Source organism: Streptomyces sp. NPDC001604 (assembly GCF_042893475.1).
GTDB lineage: Bacteria > Actinomycetota > Actinomycetes > Streptomycetales > Streptomycetaceae > Streptomyces.
On record NZ_JBIAUY010000005.1, the window covers coordinates 209,122 to 224,421 of the forward strand.

The following is a 15,300-nucleotide window of genomic DNA, read 5'->3' on the forward strand; positions in this document are numbered from 1 at the left end:
GGACGGGGGGTGGGCGCGATGTCTACGTCGTCACGGCCGCCAGTGGGAGTTCCAGGCAGACCTCCGTGCCCTTGGAGTGGGCGCCGCGGCCGATGCTGATGCGGGCGCCCACCGATGCCGCGCGTTCGACCATGCCGACCAGGCCGAAGTGGCCTGCCCGGCGGAGTTGTTCGAGGGTGGTGCCGGAGGGCAGACCGCGGCCGTCGTCCTGGACGCTGATGCGGAGGAGGCCGCCGTGGACGCCTGCGTGTACGTCCACCCGGCTCGGGGCCGCGTGGCGGTGGGCGTTCTCCATCGCCTCGGCGGCGATGGTGAGGAGTTGCCGGGCCACGGCCGGCGGGACGGGCGGCACAGGGGCGTCGCCCGTCGCACGGCAGGCGGCCGGGACGCCGGTGCGGGCGGTGAAGTCCACGGTGCGGGCGGCCAGTTCGGCCAGGACGTCGGTCGCGTGATCCGGGTCGGATGCGCGGCGCAGATCGGCCAGCAGCTCACGGGACTCGGCGGCGGCCCGGCGGGCCGAGCGGGCGACCAGTTCGGCCTGTTGTTCGACCAGCTTCGGGTCGAGGTGAGGGCTGCCCGCCGATCCTGCCAGGCCGTCCGCGGCGAGGGCCACGCCGTGGAGGGTCTTGGCCACGGAGTCGTGCATCTCCCTGGCGAGGCGTGCCCGTTCGGCGCTGACCGCCTCCGTCACCGCGAGCCGGGCCTGCATCGTGGTCAGGGCCTGCGTTGCGGCGCCGAAGCGGAACATGAGGTTGCGCAGGGCCGAGCCGACCGCGCCCGCGATCACGCACAGGCCCGGCAGGAGCAGGGTCTCCGCGGGGCGGCCGGAGTGCAGGTGCCTCGCCGCGTGCACGAAGAAGAGGATCAGGGACTGCAGCGACGCGAAGACCGCGGCCCCTCGCCAGCCGTAGACGATGCCGGCCAGGAGCGGGGTGCAGACGCTGACGTAGGCGAGAGGGGTGTCCGGGCCCGCGGAGATCAGGAGCAGGGAGCCGAAGAGCATGTCCACGGCGAGGAGCGTGGGGTGCCGCAGGAGCAGGGGGCCGAAGCGCTCCCAGTCCCTGAAGAGGACGTACGAGCCCATGAAGGTGACCACGACCGCCGCGCCCACCAGTCGGGTGGCCAGGCCCGGCGCCGCGTGGAGGAGGGCGGCGGGGGCGGCCAGCGCGATCATGGCGAGGCGGAAGCCGAAGACCTGGCGGCACATGGCCTGGAGGGCGTTGATCTGGAGGGGGATCGTGGGGGGTGTGCGGCTCTCCTCGTCCGGCGCCGGTGGTCCCGTCGGCGACACCAGAGCTGCCGCCACTGGTGCAGCCGCAGGTGTGGGTGGGTCCGGCGGCCAGGCCCGGCCTCGGGGATCCGGCTGCGCCGGCAGCGCGGGCAGCGGCGCATCCGCCTGCTCCCACCCCGGGGGCAGCTGCGGTCTCGCCGACGTCACCGGGACGTCGTGGGCGCCCGTGCGGGCGTGGGGCGGCAGGACGGTGCCCGACGGCGGGGTCGTGATCTCCTGGGTCTTCGGGCGTCGTCGCAGCAGCCGCGTGCGTGCCTCACGGCCCGCGCGTTCCCCTGTCGTCGCCATCGTCCTCGTCACCCCGTCCCTACTTGCCCGTGAGTGATCCGAAGTCGGTGCCGGAGCCGAGGATCAGGCCGGCGCCGAGGAGGATCATCGTGGCCGGGACCATGAAGGTGGTGATCATCATGGTGGCCTTGGGGACCGCGCGGGCCGCCTTGCGGCGGGCGTTCTGCGCGTCCGTGCGGCGCATGTCCTTCGCCAGAGCCACGAGGGTGTCGACGATCGGCGCGCCCAGTTCCTCGCCCTGCTGCAGCGCCGTCACGAACATCGCGACCTGTTCGGAGTCGTTGCGGCGGCGCAGCTCCGCGAAGGCCTGGCGGCGGCTCATGCCGAGGTCCATCTGGCGGAGCGTGATGCGCAGTTCGTCCGCCCAGGGGCCCTCGTACTTCGAGGCCACCCGGTCCAGGGCCTGGCGGAAGCCGAGGCCCGCGCTCACCACGACCGCGAGCACGTCGAGGAAGTCCGGCAGGGTGCGCTCGATGACGTCCTTGCGGATGCGGATCGCCGACCAGATGCCGACCTCCGTCCAGAACGCGCCGAAGGCGAACAAGACCACGGCCGGGATGAAGTTGCCCTTCATCAGGAACACCAGTCCGCCCACGCCGCCCAGGAACCCGTAGACGGCGCGCCGGGCCGCGTAGCGGTCGATGGTCAGGCCGCCGGGGTTGCCCGCGAGGTCGATCTTGCGGCGGTACCTGGCGACCAGCTTCGGGCCCATCAGGCGCAGAACCGCGGGCGCGTACCGCATGCCGAGGCGGTCGATGAGCGAGTCGACCGCGCCCGTGCGGGTCGAGCCCACCTCCAGGGCGAGCACCAGGTCGCCGGGCAGCTTGGCGTCCGCGCGGTACATGCGGATGCCGGCGAAGATGCCCGCGACGCTGAGGCCCATCACCAGTGCCAGCAGAAGTCCCAGTCCCATGGTCGTCCTCCCTCCAGAGTTCTCGTACGCTCGGGCGTCTCAGACGTCGATGCGGGACAGGCGGCGGATGAGGATGAAGCCGACCGCGTAGAGCGCGAAGGCGATGATCACGGCGGCCTGGCCGACGGTGGAGCCCGTCATACGGTCCAGGGCGCCGTGCTTGACGCCGTTCATCAGGAACAGGGAGCCCACGCCGAGCACGGGGACGGCGTACGAGGTCATGTTGACCTGGGAGAGCTGGGTGCGGACCTCGCGCCGCGTCTCCTTGCGTTCCTCCAGCGTGTCCGTGAGGTTGCGCAGGGCCGTGACCACCTGCCCGCCCGCCCGGTTCGACAGCACCAGCGTCGTCACGAGCACGACCAGCTCGCGTGACGGCAGCCGCTCGGCCAGTTCGCCCAGCGCGTCGTCCATGGACGCGCCGAGCGCCAGCTGGTTGGCGACCTTGGCGAGCTCCTCACCGGCCGGTGCCTCCAGTTCCTCCGCCGCCATCCCGATCGCGGTGCGCAGGGCCAGTCCGGCCTGGGTGGCGTTGGCCATGATCCGGGCCAGCTCCGGCAGTTGGTTGATGAACTTCTCGATCCGCTTCTGCCGCTGCCAGTTCAGGAACTGCAGCGCCACCCAGATGCCCAGCAGACCGGCCAGCGGTCCGAAGAAGGGCGCCAGGGACGCCTGGCCGACGAGCCACAGGCCCGCCACCGTCGCCAGCATGTAGACGAAGAACTCGCCCGGAGTGATGTCCAGGCCCGTCGCCGCCAGCCGCAGTTCCAGCTTCTTGCCGAGCTTCGTACGGCGCAGGCGGCGGTCCAGGTTGCGGAAGCGCCGCCGGCGGCCGCCCGCCGATATCTGCCCGGCGGCCGAGAGGCGGTCGACGAGCGCCTGGCGCTGGGCCTTGCCGGTGGCGTAGGAGTGCAGGCCGATGACGGCAAGGACGCAGGTCAGCAGGGTGATGCCGGTGGTGAGCAGGACTAGGGTGTGCAGATCCATCGGGCGGTTCCTACCTGGGTTCCATCGGGACGGTTCCTACCTGGCTTCTCGGATGGCGAGCTGTGCTGCGGACTCGGCGACGCCGAACGCCTGGGGAACCGGCTGGCTCGCCATGTAGAGGCGGTCCGCGGTGCGGCGTGGGAGCGGGAAGTACTCGAAGGCGCCGTAGATGCGGCCGTCGGCGGCCATCGGCTGTGCGTTGAACCGGGCCACCGTCGCCAGGCGGTACGGCTCGCTGCCGTGGCTGTCGAGGATCGCGATCTCGGTGATGCGGCGGGCGCCGTCGGCGAAGCGGGTGAGCTGGATGATCACGTCGATGGCGCTGTTGATCTGGTCGTGCAGCGCCTCGAAGGGGACCTCGACCTCGGACATCGATGCCAGGGTCTTCAGTCGCATCAGCGCGTCCTCCGCACTGTTCGCGTGCACCGTGGCCAGGGATCCGTCATGGCCCGTCGACATCGCCTGGAGCATGTCGAGGGACTCGCCGCCGCGGACCTCACCGACGACGATGCGGTCGGGGCGCATACGGAGGGAGTTGCGCACCAGGTCGCGGATGGTGACCTGGCCCTTGCCCTCGACGTTCGGGGGGCGGGACTCCAGCCGGATCACATGTCCTTGCTGCAGCTGGAGTTCGGCCGAGTCCTCGATGGTGATGATGCGCTCGGTCTCGGGGATCAGGCCCGACAGGGCGTTCAGCAGCGTCGTCTTGCCGGTGCCCGTCGCGCCCGACACGATCACGTTGGACTTCGCCTGCACCAGCCCCGCCAGCAGATACAGGATGGGCTCGTCCAGCGAGCCGAAGCCGATCATCTCCTGGAGCGTGAAGGAGCGCGGGAAGCGGCGGATGGTGAGGGTGGCGCCCGTGAGGGACAGCGGCGGGATGATCACGTTGACGCGCTCGCCGGACGGGAGGCGGGCGTCGACCATGGGGTTCGACTCGTCCACGCGCCTGTTGACCGTGGAGACGATCCGCTCGATCGTCTGCATCAGCTGGTCGTGGGAGGGGAAGCGCAGGGGCAACTGCTCCACCCGGCCGCCTCGTTCGACGAAGATCGCGTCCGGGCCGTTCACCATGATCTCCGTGATGGACGCGTCTTCGAGCAGCGGCTCCAGGATGCCGAGGCCCAGGGCCTCGTCCACCACCCTGCGGATCAGCTGCGAGCGCTCGACCGTGGACAGCACCGGGCCCTCGCGGCTGATGATGTGCCCGAGCACCCGCTCCAGGCGGGCCCGGCGCTCGGCCGCGGCCAGTGCGCTCATCTCCGCGAGGTCGATCTCCTCCAGGAGCTTGGCGCGGTAGGAGGCGACCAGGTGGCCGTCCTCGGCCCGGTGGCCGTTCTCCTCGGGGGTGTTGATGCGTGCGCGCAGGCTCATCGTCGGTGCTCCTTGTTCCCGCGTCAGCCGGTGGTCGAGTGGGTCGAGTCGAGCGGCATGGTCGCGGTCTTCCTGGCGGGGTCGAAGTCCCAGCCGGGGACGATCGACGGGATCTGGACGGTGGCGGTCACGGTGACGGTGTCGCCGTTCGGCGCGGCATCACAGGTGACGGACAGCCAGTCGCTGACCGCGTTGGCGCAGCCCTCCTGGGCGGTCCCCGGCTGCAGCGATTCCGCCCGCGCCCCGGCCCGGGCCGCCGTTCCGGCCTGTTGTGCGGTGTAGGCGATCAGGCCGAGCTGCACGACCGCCATGCCGACGATCAGCAGGATGGGCAGGAACCCCAGGTACTCGATGGCGACTTGGCCGCGGTCGCGGAGCGTGCGGGCGTACGGCATCTCAGTTCTTCGCCTCCTCTACGGCGCCCGCGTGGCCCCGCACGGTGAACGGAAGGCTGAGCGCGCCCGGGAAGAGGACGGGGACCCTGATGCTGACGTCGGCTGTGACGTAACCGTTCCCGGTCGTGCAGCCCGCCTCGGCCCCCTCCCCCCATGCGCCCCCCAGCTTGTCGAGCCCCGCCTGCCGGCACTTGCCGTCACGGTCGTCCTTCGCCGCCGTCCCCGCCCGCACCGCCTCGTCCGCAGCATTCCCCGCAAGGACGAACGCGTACCCCACCAGCACGAGCTGCCACAGCACCACCAGCGTGATGATGATCGTCGGCATCATGCCCAGGAACTCGATGGTGACCTGGCCCCTGTCCCCCTCTTTCCAGGCAGCTTTCCAAGCCGTGCGCATGCCCGTCCCCCTCAGTCCCTGCGCCGCCGGAAACTCACCGACCCGCGGTCCCCCCGGAACCGCCCACCCCGCTGCGCCCCCTCGACCGCCTTGACCAGCCCCAGCTCCCCCGCCAGCGCCCACAGCGCCTGCTTCACCGCGCCCCTGCTGTCCAGCTCGTGGACCCGGCCCGCGTCCACCGCCCCCTGCAACTCCTTGAAGTTGGCGGGGATCGCGGTCCCGGCGACCGCCGTGCCGGTGATCTTCTGGATCAGAGGCGGCTGGATCTCCGTACCGCGCGAGTGCCGGTTGACGACCACCGTCGTCTCCTCCGCCTTGCGGATCTGCAACCGGTCCCACATCCGCACGGTCCGCTTGGCGCCGCGAACCGCGACCACGTCCGGGGTGGTGACCAGCAGGGCGGTGTCGGCCATCTCCACCGCGGCCGCTCCCGCCCCGCCGAGCTGGGCGCCGCAGTCGATGACGACGACCTCGTAGCGGGAGCGCAGAGCGCTGACGATCTGCCGGGCCGCCCTGTCGGTCACCTCCTCGCCGCGCTCGCCCTCCCCCGGGGCGAGCAGCAGCGCGAGGCCGGTGTCGTGGCGGAAGACCGCGTCCGCGAGCACCCGGGGTGAGATGTCGGTGATCGCGGCCAGGTCCACGACCGACCGGCGGAACTGGACGTCCAGGTACGAGGCCACGTCCCCCGTCTGCAGGTCCATGTCCACCAGTGCGGTGCTGCGCCCGGAGGCCTGTGCCGCGAGCGCCAGTTGGATGGCGGTCAGGGTCGCACCCACGCCGCCCTTCGCGCCGCTCACCGTGACGACGGTGCCGCCGACGCCGGTGAAGACGTCGCCGCCGGAGCCGAGATGGCGCCGTACGCCCACCGACCACTGCGCGACGGCCTGGACGCGGCTGGCCAGTTCCTCGTAGCTGAGGGGGAGCGCCACCAGGCCGCGCGCGCCGTAGTCCATCGCCGCCTGGAACAGGCCGGGGCTCGCGTCCGAGGTGACGAGGATGACCCCGACCGCGGGAAAGCGCAGGGCCACCTCGCGGATGAGTTCCAGAGCCGGGACCGGGCCGATCCGTTCGTGCACCACCACGACCTCGGGCAGCTCGTCGACGGACTCGGCGGCGAGCCGCGCGAGGGTGTCGACGAGCTGGGTCGAGTCGACGACCGGGGTCACCGGCTCGGCGTCCGGGAGCTGGCTGAGCAGTGTCGTGATGGAGCGGACCGCGTCCACGTCACCGACTGCCGGGAGGATCCTCGTGGGCATGGGGGCCTCTCACTTGTCCTTGGCGAGTTGGTACGTGCGGTCCTGCTCGGGGATGGTGCCGGTCTCGCTGGGCGCGACCAGCGCGAGCCGGACCCGCTTGGCGAAGGACTCCGCGTACGTCAGGCGCTGGGCGTCGAGCGCGGAGAGCGCGAAGGTGATGGGGACGGCCTTGGTGGGCTGACCGGTGCGGTTGTCGGCGTCGGGCTGGAGCGAGGTGAGGTCGCCGACGTCGAGGACCCTGGCGTTCGTCACGATGATCTTGGACAGGTCGGGGTCGCCCTGCTTCTGCCCCTCGAAGGTGGCGTACACGTTGACCTTGGAATCCGGCGTTATCTTGCCCGCGACTCCGGTCGCCGCATCGATCATGATGGCGACCTCCTGCTGCCCGGGCTGCAGGGCGGGCTGGTCGGCGATCATGTCGCTCTGCAGCAGGGAGCCCTTCTTGAGGGTCGTCACGGCGACCTTGCCGCGGATGCCGGCGAGATCGGTGATCGCGTTCGCCGACAGCCACCGCTTGGGCATCTCGGTCTTCTCGAACTGGTCCGCGCGGAGGCCGGCGTACGGCTTGATGTCGGTCTTGACCTCGTACGCCGTGACCTTGGGTCCGACCTGGGACTTCACGTCACTGATGACGGACAGGACGCCGACGAACGCGCCGAGGGCGCAGACGACCGACAGAAGCAGGAGTAGCACGCCACGGCGCTGACGGGAGTTCATGAACCGTACAACCTCATTGGGGGATAAGGGTCGAGCGGACGGGATGGTGCGGGCGTTGCGTCTGCGGCGGGTCCGGTCGGCGGTTCAGGAGCCTCTCCCCGCGGGGAGCTGGTTCTGGCTCTCCAGGACGGGCGGCGGTCCGGCGGAGCAGAAGACACAGCGGTCGCCGATGACGTCGATGCCACACCAGTGGCAGGAGCCCTGCCGTACCGAGGTGACCAGCTGGTACAGCACGGACAGGTCGGGCAGGAAGGCGGCGAACTCGATCAGCTTGCCTGTCCCCCACCAGACCGCGGACTCGGCGGGCAGCGCAGCCTCCCGCAGCCCCTGGGCGTTCCACTGCGGGACGAGGCTCGCGGTGACCCAGTCCGACTGCAGCTGCCCCTTGGCGACCAGCATCGAGGTGCCGAACTCCGGGCCCGGCAGGGCGGCCCCGGGGGCCAGCTTCACCAACTGCGGCTCGGGATGGGCGAGTACGGCGAAGTGCTGGCCAGGCACCCAGGACTTGGCGTGCTGCTTCAGTCCGACGTGGACGCGGTCGAGGCGGGCGACCGAGCCGAGCAGTGCTCCGGCGTGGATGTAGTGGGTGAGGAGCCGGCCGGCGGAGGCGAGCACGCCGGGGCTGAGGTCACAGGAGGCCAGCTGCCTCAACTGGCGGGCCAGGACCGCCAGTCCGAGCGGGGGCAGAGCGGGGCGGAACAGGGCTATCCGGTCGGTTTCCAGCAGGGAGCGGATCGTGTGCAGCCGTCGGCCCGTCTCCGCGGAGACCGCCTGTGAGCAGACGACGATCAGATGGCCGTGCTGGTCGATCAGACTCTGCACACCCGCCAGTGCCTGCTCCAGCGGCTGCTTGTCCAGGTCCTGCAGCACGACGGCGGGCAGGGTCCGCTCGTCCTGCGGTGGCAGCGCCATGTCGGCACTGGTCACGGCGATGGCAGTTGGCACGCGCAGCTCCCCGTGGTACGCCCGTCGGCGAACCGGCGCGTTACTCCGGAACACCGAGGTGACTTCACTCCGTGACTACCTCAGCACTGTATCCACGCCTCTGTGGCCGGAGAACAGCGTTTGTGTAGCTGATGAGCAACTGGCGTTTCACAAGTTGCGTCAAAACGGGGCACGTTCGAGCATCTCGCCGATCCCCGAGCGAGCTCGCGGCTCATTTGGTCTGGACCTCTTGACAGCTCAATTGGTCTGGACCAACTTATTGTCATGTCCCCACAGAGACGATCCATGGCACGACGTACGGCACGGCTGTCGACAGCACGGCTCTGGTCAGGAGCCGTCACCGCCGCCCTCGCCCTCACCTTCGCGGGCACGGGCCAGGCGTCCGCAGCGGATGCCAACAACGCCAAGAACGCCGGTTTCGAGTCCGGTCTGAGCAACTGGACCTGTTCCGCGAGCAGCGGTACGACGGTCTCCTCCCCCGTGCACGGCGGCGCGGCCGCGCTCAAGGCCACCCCGGCCGGGCAGGACGACGCCCGGTGCAGCCAGACGGTGGCGGTGAAGCCGAACTCGACGTACTCGCTCAGCGCCTGGGTGCAGGGCGGCTACGCGTTCCTGGGCGTGACCGGCACGGGGACCACGGACGTGTCGACCTGGACCCCGGACTCGTCCTCCTGGAAGCAGCTGACGACGAGCTTCACCACGGGGTCGGCCACGACCTCCGTGACGGTGTACACGCACGGCTGGTACGGCCAGGCGGCGTACTACGCGGACGATGTGTCGGTCTACGGCCCGGACGGCGGCGGAGGCGGCGACCCGGCACCGACGGTCCCGTCCGCGCCGAACGGCCTCTCGGTGTCCGGCACGACCTCCTCCTCGGTGTCCTTGTCCTGGACCGCGGTCTCGGGCGCGACCGGCTACAACGTCTACCGGAACGGCACGAAGGTGACGGCGGTGACGGGTGCGTCGGCGACGGTCACCGGCCTCGCAGCCTCGACGTCGTACTCCTTCCAGGTCACGGCGACCAACTCGGCGGGTGAGTCGGCGAAGTCGACGGCGGTGACGGGCACGACCACCGCGTCCTCCGGGGGCGGCAGCACCGCGCTCCCCAAGCACGCGGTCACCGGGTACTGGCAGAACTTCAACAACGGAGCCGCGGTCCAGAAGATCTCCGACGTCTCGTCCCAGTACGACATCATCGCGGTCGCCTTCGCGGACGCCACGTCGACGCCGGGCGCCGTGACCTTCAACCTGGACTCGGCGGGACTGGGCGGCTACACGGTCGACCAGTTCAAGGCGGACATCGCAGCGAAGCACGCAGCCGGCAAGAAGGTGATCATCTCGGTCGGCGGCCAGAACGGCACGGTGTCGGTGAGCGACTCGGCGTCGGCGACGAACTTCGCGAACTCCGTGTACTCCCTGATGCAGACGTACGGCTTCGACGGCGTCGACATCGACCTGGAGAACGGCCTCAACGCGACGTACATGTCCCAGGCCCTGCGCTCCCTGTCCACGAAGGCGGGCTCCTCCCTCATCATCACGATGGCCCCGCAGACGATCGACATGCAGTCCACGTCGAACGCGTACTTCCAGACCGCGCTGAACGTGAAGGACATACTGACGGTCGTCAACGTGCAGTACTACAACAGCGGCTCGATGCTGGGCTGCGACGGCAAGGTCTACTCACAGGGTTCGGTCGACTTCCTCACCGCCCTGGCCTGCATCCAGCTGCAGGGCGGCCTGTCCCCGTCCCAGGTGGGCCTGGGCCTGCCGGCCTCGACGAGCGCGGCGGGCAGCGGCTATGTGTCCCCGACGGTCGTGGACAACGCCCTCGACTGCCTGACGGCCGGCACGAACTGCGGCACCTTCAAGCCGTCGAAGACGTATCCCGACCTGCGGGGGGCGATGACGTGGTCGACCAACTGGGATGCGACCGCGGGGGGTTCGTGGTCGGGTGCGGTGGGGGCCCATGTGCACGGGCTGCCATAGCTGAGAGGCTCGGCGTGGGCGCCCCTGCCTGCCGTGACGTGGGTAGCGTCCACGCCGATGAGTTGCCATTTCCGCGAAGAGACGGTGAGCGAAAATCGGCCGTTCACGATCGGCGCCAATGCCTGATCTCTTCGGCCCCTTCACCTGGGCCCATAAACAAGGCCTGCCATATGAGGCAGAACCATGCATTACCACCCGGCTGCTCTCCGCACCACCGGCCACCGGGCTTTTGAGCCACACCCTGTTGAGCTGCCAAGTAATCCCATGCTTTGCCCCCGCGGTCTGTGGCTATGGTGATCACAACATCCGGCAGCCTGACCAGCCGCTGGAGCATGCAACAGCCAACGACCCGGGGGAACACCGTCGTTACGGGGGGAGTACTTCGCCATGCCATGGCGCTGGCCGCACACGTACGCCGACCTGACTTCGCAATCCCCTCAGGGGGTTGGAATCCCTTCAGCTCCAGCCGTATGGCGGGAAAGTCAGGACCAATCGACTACAGGAGGCCACGTGCTCAACCACAAGAACCGTTTCCGCGCAGCGTTGATAGCAGGTGCCGCTGGAGCACTGCTCGCGGGTTTGACCTCGACTGCCAGCGCAGAGACGGTGATCAACGATCAGCAAGCGGCGGCCATCTCCTCCGATGAAGCCCCGTTCGACTTCAGCGAAAACGCAGTCTCGGCGCCTGTCAACGACGGAAGCGGCGGCGCCATGCAGCCCCGCGGCGGTGAAACCAGCACGGAACTGTCCAATGGGCGTCTCTACTTCGAAGGCCGCAACGGACGCGACGTCTCTGGCAACTCCATCTATTACTACTCGGCGACCAAGTACACGAAGTCCGCAGGCTCCGGGGTCAGCGTCAAGCTGGGCCTGTTTAGCGACAATGGCTCAACCCGCTTCCCCGCCAGTGGATGGCTCGGTGTCGCCAAAGGTGACACCGTGCAGCACTCCTGGGGCGCCAAGAAGGTGTCCAGTGCCGGTGACTGCTCCGTGGCCGGATTCCTCACCGCCGACGGCCAGGGTGACTTCTACACTCCCTACGAAAACATCTGCTGACCAATCGCTCCTCGTCCTTCCTCGTTCTGAGAGCCTCCGGTGATTGACGCATCCATCGCCGCCCTGCCCGATTTGTGGCCAATTTTTCTAGCCCTTGCCCTCCCTATCACTGCTGTCGTGGTGCTCGGGGCGCGGCAGGAAGACCGACCCACCTGGGCCTTGGCACTGTTCGCCGTTTCGGTGGCGGGTGTCCTGGCGGTCACTCTCTCACCGGGCCAGAACGGGGACGCGGGGCAGTCCGGCCTGTGCGAGTCCGGACTGCCCCTCGGCAGCATGTTCTCCGACAGTTCGACCCGGCTGAACGTCCTGCTGTTCATCCCGTCGACCCTGTTCGCCGTAAGGTTGTTCCGGCGACCGCTGGTGACCCTTGCCGTGGCGGGATCGGTCACCGGTCTGATCGAGCTGATCCAGGCCGAAGGAGCCCTGGGGCGGGCATGCAGCTATGACGACCTGATCGCCAACCTGCTCGGCGCTCTGCTTGGCGTAGTTGCAGGAACCCTCTGGAGCCGAGGCAGGCACCGAGGGTGGCCGATCACCATGCGCGACACCGTGTGGGGCGTTGGTGTGGCAGCCGTCGCCGGAACCTCCTTGACGTGGCTGTTCCACACGAACACCACTAGTACTCGGCATGATGCCCGACGCGAGACACAGTCCCGGATCCTTGCCAAGGACGAGTCCCAGCGCGAAGAGTGGCTGGAGTCGATCGTTACCCGGCTCTACGGTAAGGACGTTCAGGCCGGCGAGGGCGGCACCCAGATCCTCAGGGACGGACGGCTCCGCCTTACGCTCGAGACGAACAAGGGCAACATCACCGCGATATGGCCCGACCGAACCGTCACTCAAGCCTGGTCTACGAACAACCAGGACGACCACGGCGCTCTCACCCCCGCCCAGATGCGCCGGGCAGGTGAGCACTTCGCTCGATCCTGGTTCGGCAACCGCGTCAAGGGTGCACGAGAGACCTTCGGGCCGATCAACACCAAGGACGGTGCGTACCATCTCGGCTACCGGCGCTACCGCAACGATGTGATGATGCCGCTCCGGATCGACATCACCGTGACCACCTCCGGCCGGATCATGGGCTTCACTGCACAAACCACTTCTGACCCGCGCCTTCCCCCCGTCACCGTCTCCAGCAGCCAGGCCCTGTCCACGGCCCGGAAGCTGTATCCGACAGGCAAAGTCCGGATCGTCCAACTCCTCGCCCAACGCGTTGGAGACGAGTGGCGGCCTGCCTGGATGATCGCCACCGGAGGGGACGAGGCCCTGTTCCTCGACGCTGTCACCGGCAAGCAGATCCATCCCCAGCAAGGCGATTGACGCCGCCTGGGCCCCGAGAAGCAGTCGCCGCCCTAACCTCGTCTCCAGCGCGTTCCGGGCGCTCCGCCGCGTCCCGCAGGCCGGCGCCAGGGCCGCCGCTTCTTGGTGATCTCCAGCACCCGTCCGGGTCCGCCGCCATATCGGCGAGTGTCGCAGGCCGTGGCGAGGTGGGGTTGCATGTGGCGGGGATGGCTGTCGTAGGGGATCAATCGGCGGATGGCAGCCCAATAACGCAGGGACAGGCTGAAGTCGGCGGTCTCGGTGAACTGGGTGCAGTGGCGGTCACGCGCGAGGCGCAGGGCGATCTCGTGCTCGGGCAACGAGTGCCGAGGGATCGGCCTGCTTCCGCCTCGGCACCGACCCCCAAGGCAACGCCTACATCGCCATAGCCGGCGCCGAGGACACCCACCTCACCGGCACCCGCGAAGCGCTCCGCACCATGATCCTAGACATCAAGGCGGGCAAGGCCGACCACGTGCTCTGAAACATTTCCCTGGTCCCATCGCGTCAAGGAAGTGAGGACAGCGGAGCGGTCGCAGGGGGACACGGATGAGACAGGCACGCGCGGACGAGTACGCCGAGTTCGCGGCGGTGCGTGCCGGGCATCTCTACCGGTCCGCCTGTCTGCTGACCGCCGGTGACACGCATCTGGCCGAGGATCTGGTGCAGGAGACGCTCGGGCGGCTGTACGTCGGTTGGAGGCGCGTGTCCCGCGTGGAGAATCCCGCGGGATACGCGCAGACCGTTCTCATGCGTACGTTCCTCACCCATCAGCGCAGGCGCTCCAGCACCGAGCGCGCCACCGACGTGCTGCCCGACGTGCCCGACGACGGCCGTGACATGCCGCTCAGGCTGACCCTGCTGGAGGCCCTGGCCCGGCTGCCTGCGAAGGACCGGGCCGTGGTCGTCCTGCGGTACTGGGAGGACCGCTCCATCGAGGAGACCGCCCAGGCCATGAACGCCAGTTCGGCGGCCGTGCGCACCCGGTGCGTCCGGGCGCTCGGGCGGCTGCGGGAGCTGCTCGGCGAGGACCTCGGCGAGTACGCCCGCCCCTGAACGGCACCTGTCAGGCCCATGGAGCCGTCCTCTTCCCTCTCTTCTTCGTCCCTTTCGCGAAACGGTGGTCCGTCATGCCCTTCGAACAGCACGGCAACCCCTTCGAGGAACAGCTCTCGGCCGAGCTGCGGCAGGCCGGCGACACCTTCGTCGCCGACCGGGCCGCGCTCGTCGCCGCCGGTGAACTGCGGGGGCGGCGCCGTCTGCTGCTGCGGCGGCGGGCCGCCGTCGTGGGCGGGGCCGCCTCGCTCGCCCTCGTCGGTGTGGGCGGCGCGCTGCTGCTGCCCGGCACGGGATCGTCGGCGCACCAGGACGGGGCCTCGGTCGGCACCGGCAGGCACACCGCCGCCGCCACACCCGCCCCCTCCCCCGTCTCCGACGACCAGCTGATCCGCACCCTCGAAGGCCTGCTCCCCAAGGGGAAGTTCAGCAAGGCGGAAGCCCGCGGGTCGTACGTGCAGCTCGTGTACGACGACGGAAAGGGCCCAGCAGCCGTCAGCGTCAACCTGGGGCGGGTCGAGCCGGGGAGTGACGAGGCACGCGAGACCACCGAATGCCCGGGGAAGGCGTTCGCCCATTACGACGCCTGCAGCACGACCCGGCTGCCGGACGCCTCGGTGGTGATGGTGCTGCAGGGCTACGAGTATCCGGACCGGCGGGTGGACACCAAGTGGTGGAGCGCCGAGCTCGTCACGCCACAGGGGCAGCATGTCAGCGTGAGCGAGTGGAACGCTGCGGCCGAGAAGGACGCGCCGATCAGCCGGCCCGAGCCTCCGCTGTCGGCGGCACAGTTGAGGAAGCTCGCCGCCGCCGGAGCCTGGCGGGACGCCGTCGACGCGATGCCGCAGGACAAGACCAGGCCGACCGCACAGCCGAGCGACACCGGGACGGCCGCCTCCGTGCCGGTCGCTCCGACCCTCAAGTCCCTCCTTCCCAAGGGGGCGTTCACGGTGTCCGAAGACAGCGGTGACGACTCCGGATTCGGCTACCTCGTCCTCGACGACGGCAAGGGCAAGAGCCTCGTCCAGGTCAACGTCCAGGCCGACATGTCGGACGCCGAGGGCGACCTCTTCGGCTCCGACGCGGAGGTCCTGGCCGACGGGACGAAGGTCGCCACCCGCCAGACGCCGGGCGAGAAGGGCGGCGCCGGTGTCGTGATGTGGACCGTCGACACCATCAGGACCGACGGGAGGCGAGTGGTGATCAGTGCTTTCAACTCCGGCGCCCAGGACACCGCCGCAACCCGCAAGACCCCCGCGCTGACCATGAAACAGCTCCGCGAGATCGCGCTGAGCCCCAAGTGGTGGCAGCAGTAGCCGGGA

Annotated in this window: 14 protein-coding genes; 5 read left to right on the top strand and 9 right to left on the bottom strand. The window is 69.4% G+C overall.

The annotated features are described in order from the left end of the window. Positions 1-22 precede the first annotated feature (22 nt). From ACFY1E_RS16910 to ACFY1E_RS16950, 9 genes are all read right to left on the bottom strand, one after another. Complete coding sequence (locus ACFY1E_RS16910; RefSeq protein ID WP_389076386.1) at positions 23-1,579, bottom strand: sensor histidine kinase; 1,557 nt, start codon at positions 1,577-1,579, stop codon at positions 23-25. A 19-nt stretch (positions 1,580-1,598) separates the two neighbouring features. Beyond that, positions 1,599-2,486 (bottom strand): DUF5936 domain-containing protein, encoded by an 888-nt coding sequence (locus ACFY1E_RS16915; RefSeq protein WP_389076948.1) that lies wholly within the window; start codon positions 2,484-2,486, stop codon positions 1,599-1,601. A 45-nt stretch (positions 2,487-2,531) separates the two neighbouring features. Continuing rightward, the gene (locus ACFY1E_RS16920; RefSeq protein ID WP_389076388.1) at positions 2,532-3,476 is read right to left on the bottom strand and encodes a type II secretion system F family protein; all 945 of its coding nucleotides are present in this window, start codon (positions 3,474-3,476) and stop codon (positions 2,532-2,534) included. A 36-nt stretch (positions 3,477-3,512) separates the two neighbouring features. Continuing rightward, positions 3,513-4,850, bottom strand: a complete 1,338-nt coding sequence (locus tag ACFY1E_RS16925; RefSeq protein WP_389076391.1) for a CpaF family protein — start codon at positions 4,848-4,850, stop codon at positions 3,513-3,515. Between the two features lie 23 nt (positions 4,851-4,873). Then, positions 4,874-5,245, bottom strand: coding sequence for a TadE/TadG family type IV pilus assembly protein (locus ACFY1E_RS16930; RefSeq protein WP_389076393.1), 372 nt, complete (start codon positions 5,243-5,245; stop codon positions 4,874-4,876). 1 nt (position 5,246) lies between these two features. Continuing rightward, positions 5,247-5,642, bottom strand: a complete 396-nt coding sequence (locus ACFY1E_RS16935; RefSeq protein ID WP_389076395.1) for a pilus assembly protein — start codon at positions 5,640-5,642, stop codon at positions 5,247-5,249. A gap of 11 nt (positions 5,643-5,653) precedes the next feature. Next, entirely contained in the window at positions 5,654-6,898 is a 1,245-nt protein-coding gene (locus tag ACFY1E_RS16940; protein WP_389076397.1) for a CpaE family protein, read from the bottom strand. A 9-nt stretch (positions 6,899-6,907) separates the two neighbouring features. Next, positions 6,908-7,615 (bottom strand): Flp pilus assembly protein CpaB, encoded by a 708-nt coding sequence (cpaB, locus tag ACFY1E_RS16945; protein WP_389076399.1) that lies wholly within the window; start codon positions 7,613-7,615, stop codon positions 6,908-6,910. Positions 7,616-7,699: 84 nt separating this feature from the next. After that, positions 7,700-8,527 (bottom strand): hypothetical protein, encoded by an 828-nt coding sequence (locus ACFY1E_RS16950; RefSeq protein WP_389076950.1) that lies wholly within the window; start codon positions 8,525-8,527, stop codon positions 7,700-7,702. A gap of 318 nt (positions 8,528-8,845) precedes the next feature. Between ACFY1E_RS16950 and ACFY1E_RS16955 the strand changes: the two genes are divergently transcribed. The 5 genes from ACFY1E_RS16955 to ACFY1E_RS16975 all read left to right on the top strand — a co-directional run bounded on the left by ACFY1E_RS16955 (position 8,846) and on the right by ACFY1E_RS16975 (position 15,294). Next, positions 8,846-10,546, top strand: coding sequence for a chitinase (locus tag ACFY1E_RS16955; protein WP_389076401.1), 1,701 nt, complete (start codon positions 8,846-8,848; stop codon positions 10,544-10,546). 510 nt (positions 10,547-11,056) lie between these two features. Next, a complete protein-coding gene (locus ACFY1E_RS16960) occupies positions 11,057-11,602 on the top strand; it encodes a hypothetical protein (protein WP_389076404.1) in 546 nt (181 codons plus the stop codon). Between the two features lie 39 nt (positions 11,603-11,641). Further along, positions 11,642-12,922 (top strand): VanZ family protein, encoded by a 1,281-nt coding sequence (locus tag ACFY1E_RS16965; RefSeq protein ID WP_389076406.1) that lies wholly within the window; start codon positions 11,642-11,644, stop codon positions 12,920-12,922. Positions 12,923-13,471: 549 nt separating this feature from the next. After that, positions 13,472-13,978, top strand: a complete 507-nt coding sequence (locus ACFY1E_RS16970; RefSeq protein WP_389076409.1) for a SigE family RNA polymerase sigma factor — start codon at positions 13,472-13,474, stop codon at positions 13,976-13,978. A 74-nt stretch (positions 13,979-14,052) separates the two neighbouring features. Beyond that, positions 14,053-15,294 (top strand): hypothetical protein, encoded by a 1,242-nt coding sequence (locus ACFY1E_RS16975; RefSeq protein WP_389076411.1) that lies wholly within the window; start codon positions 14,053-14,055, stop codon positions 15,292-15,294. Positions 15,295-15,300 lie beyond the last annotated feature (6 nt).

What these genes read in the sequence shown, in the direction of transcription:
- ACFY1E_RS16970 (WP_389076409.1), top strand. Translation starts at nt 13,472, where the DNA reads ATGAGACAGGCACGCGCGGACGAGTACGCCGAGTTCGCGGCGGTGCGT.
- ACFY1E_RS16930 (WP_389076393.1), bottom strand. Translation starts at nt 5,245, where the DNA reads ATGCCGTACGCCCGCACGCTCCGCGACCGCGGCCAAGTCGCCATCGAG.
- ACFY1E_RS16935 (WP_389076395.1), bottom strand. Translation starts at nt 5,642, where the DNA reads ATGCGCACGGCTTGGAAAGCTGCCTGGAAAGAGGGGGACAGGGGCCAG.
- cpaB (WP_389076399.1), bottom strand. Translation starts at nt 7,615, where the DNA reads ATGAACTCCCGTCAGCGCCGTGGCGTGCTACTCCTGCTTCTGTCGGTC.
- ACFY1E_RS16975 (WP_389076411.1), top strand. Translation starts at nt 14,053, where the DNA reads ATGCCCTTCGAACAGCACGGCAACCCCTTCGAGGAACAGCTCTCGGCC.
- ACFY1E_RS16950 (WP_389076950.1), bottom strand. Translation starts at nt 8,527, where the DNA reads ATGGCGCTGCCACCGCAGGACGAGCGGACCCTGCCCGCCGTCGTGCTG.
- ACFY1E_RS16925 (WP_389076391.1), bottom strand. Translation starts at nt 4,850, where the DNA reads ATGAGCCTGCGCGCACGCATCAACACCCCCGAGGAGAACGGCCACCGG.
- ACFY1E_RS16910 (WP_389076386.1), bottom strand. Translation starts at nt 1,579, where the DNA reads ATGGCGACGACAGGGGAACGCGCGGGCCGTGAGGCACGCACGCGGCTG.
- ACFY1E_RS16955 (WP_389076401.1), top strand. Translation starts at nt 8,846, where the DNA reads ATGGCACGACGTACGGCACGGCTGTCGACAGCACGGCTCTGGTCAGGA.
- ACFY1E_RS16940 (WP_389076397.1), bottom strand. Translation starts at nt 6,898, where the DNA reads ATGCCCACGAGGATCCTCCCGGCAGTCGGTGACGTGGACGCGGTCCGC.
- ACFY1E_RS16920 (WP_389076388.1), bottom strand. Translation starts at nt 3,476, where the DNA reads ATGGATCTGCACACCCTAGTCCTGCTCACCACCGGCATCACCCTGCTG.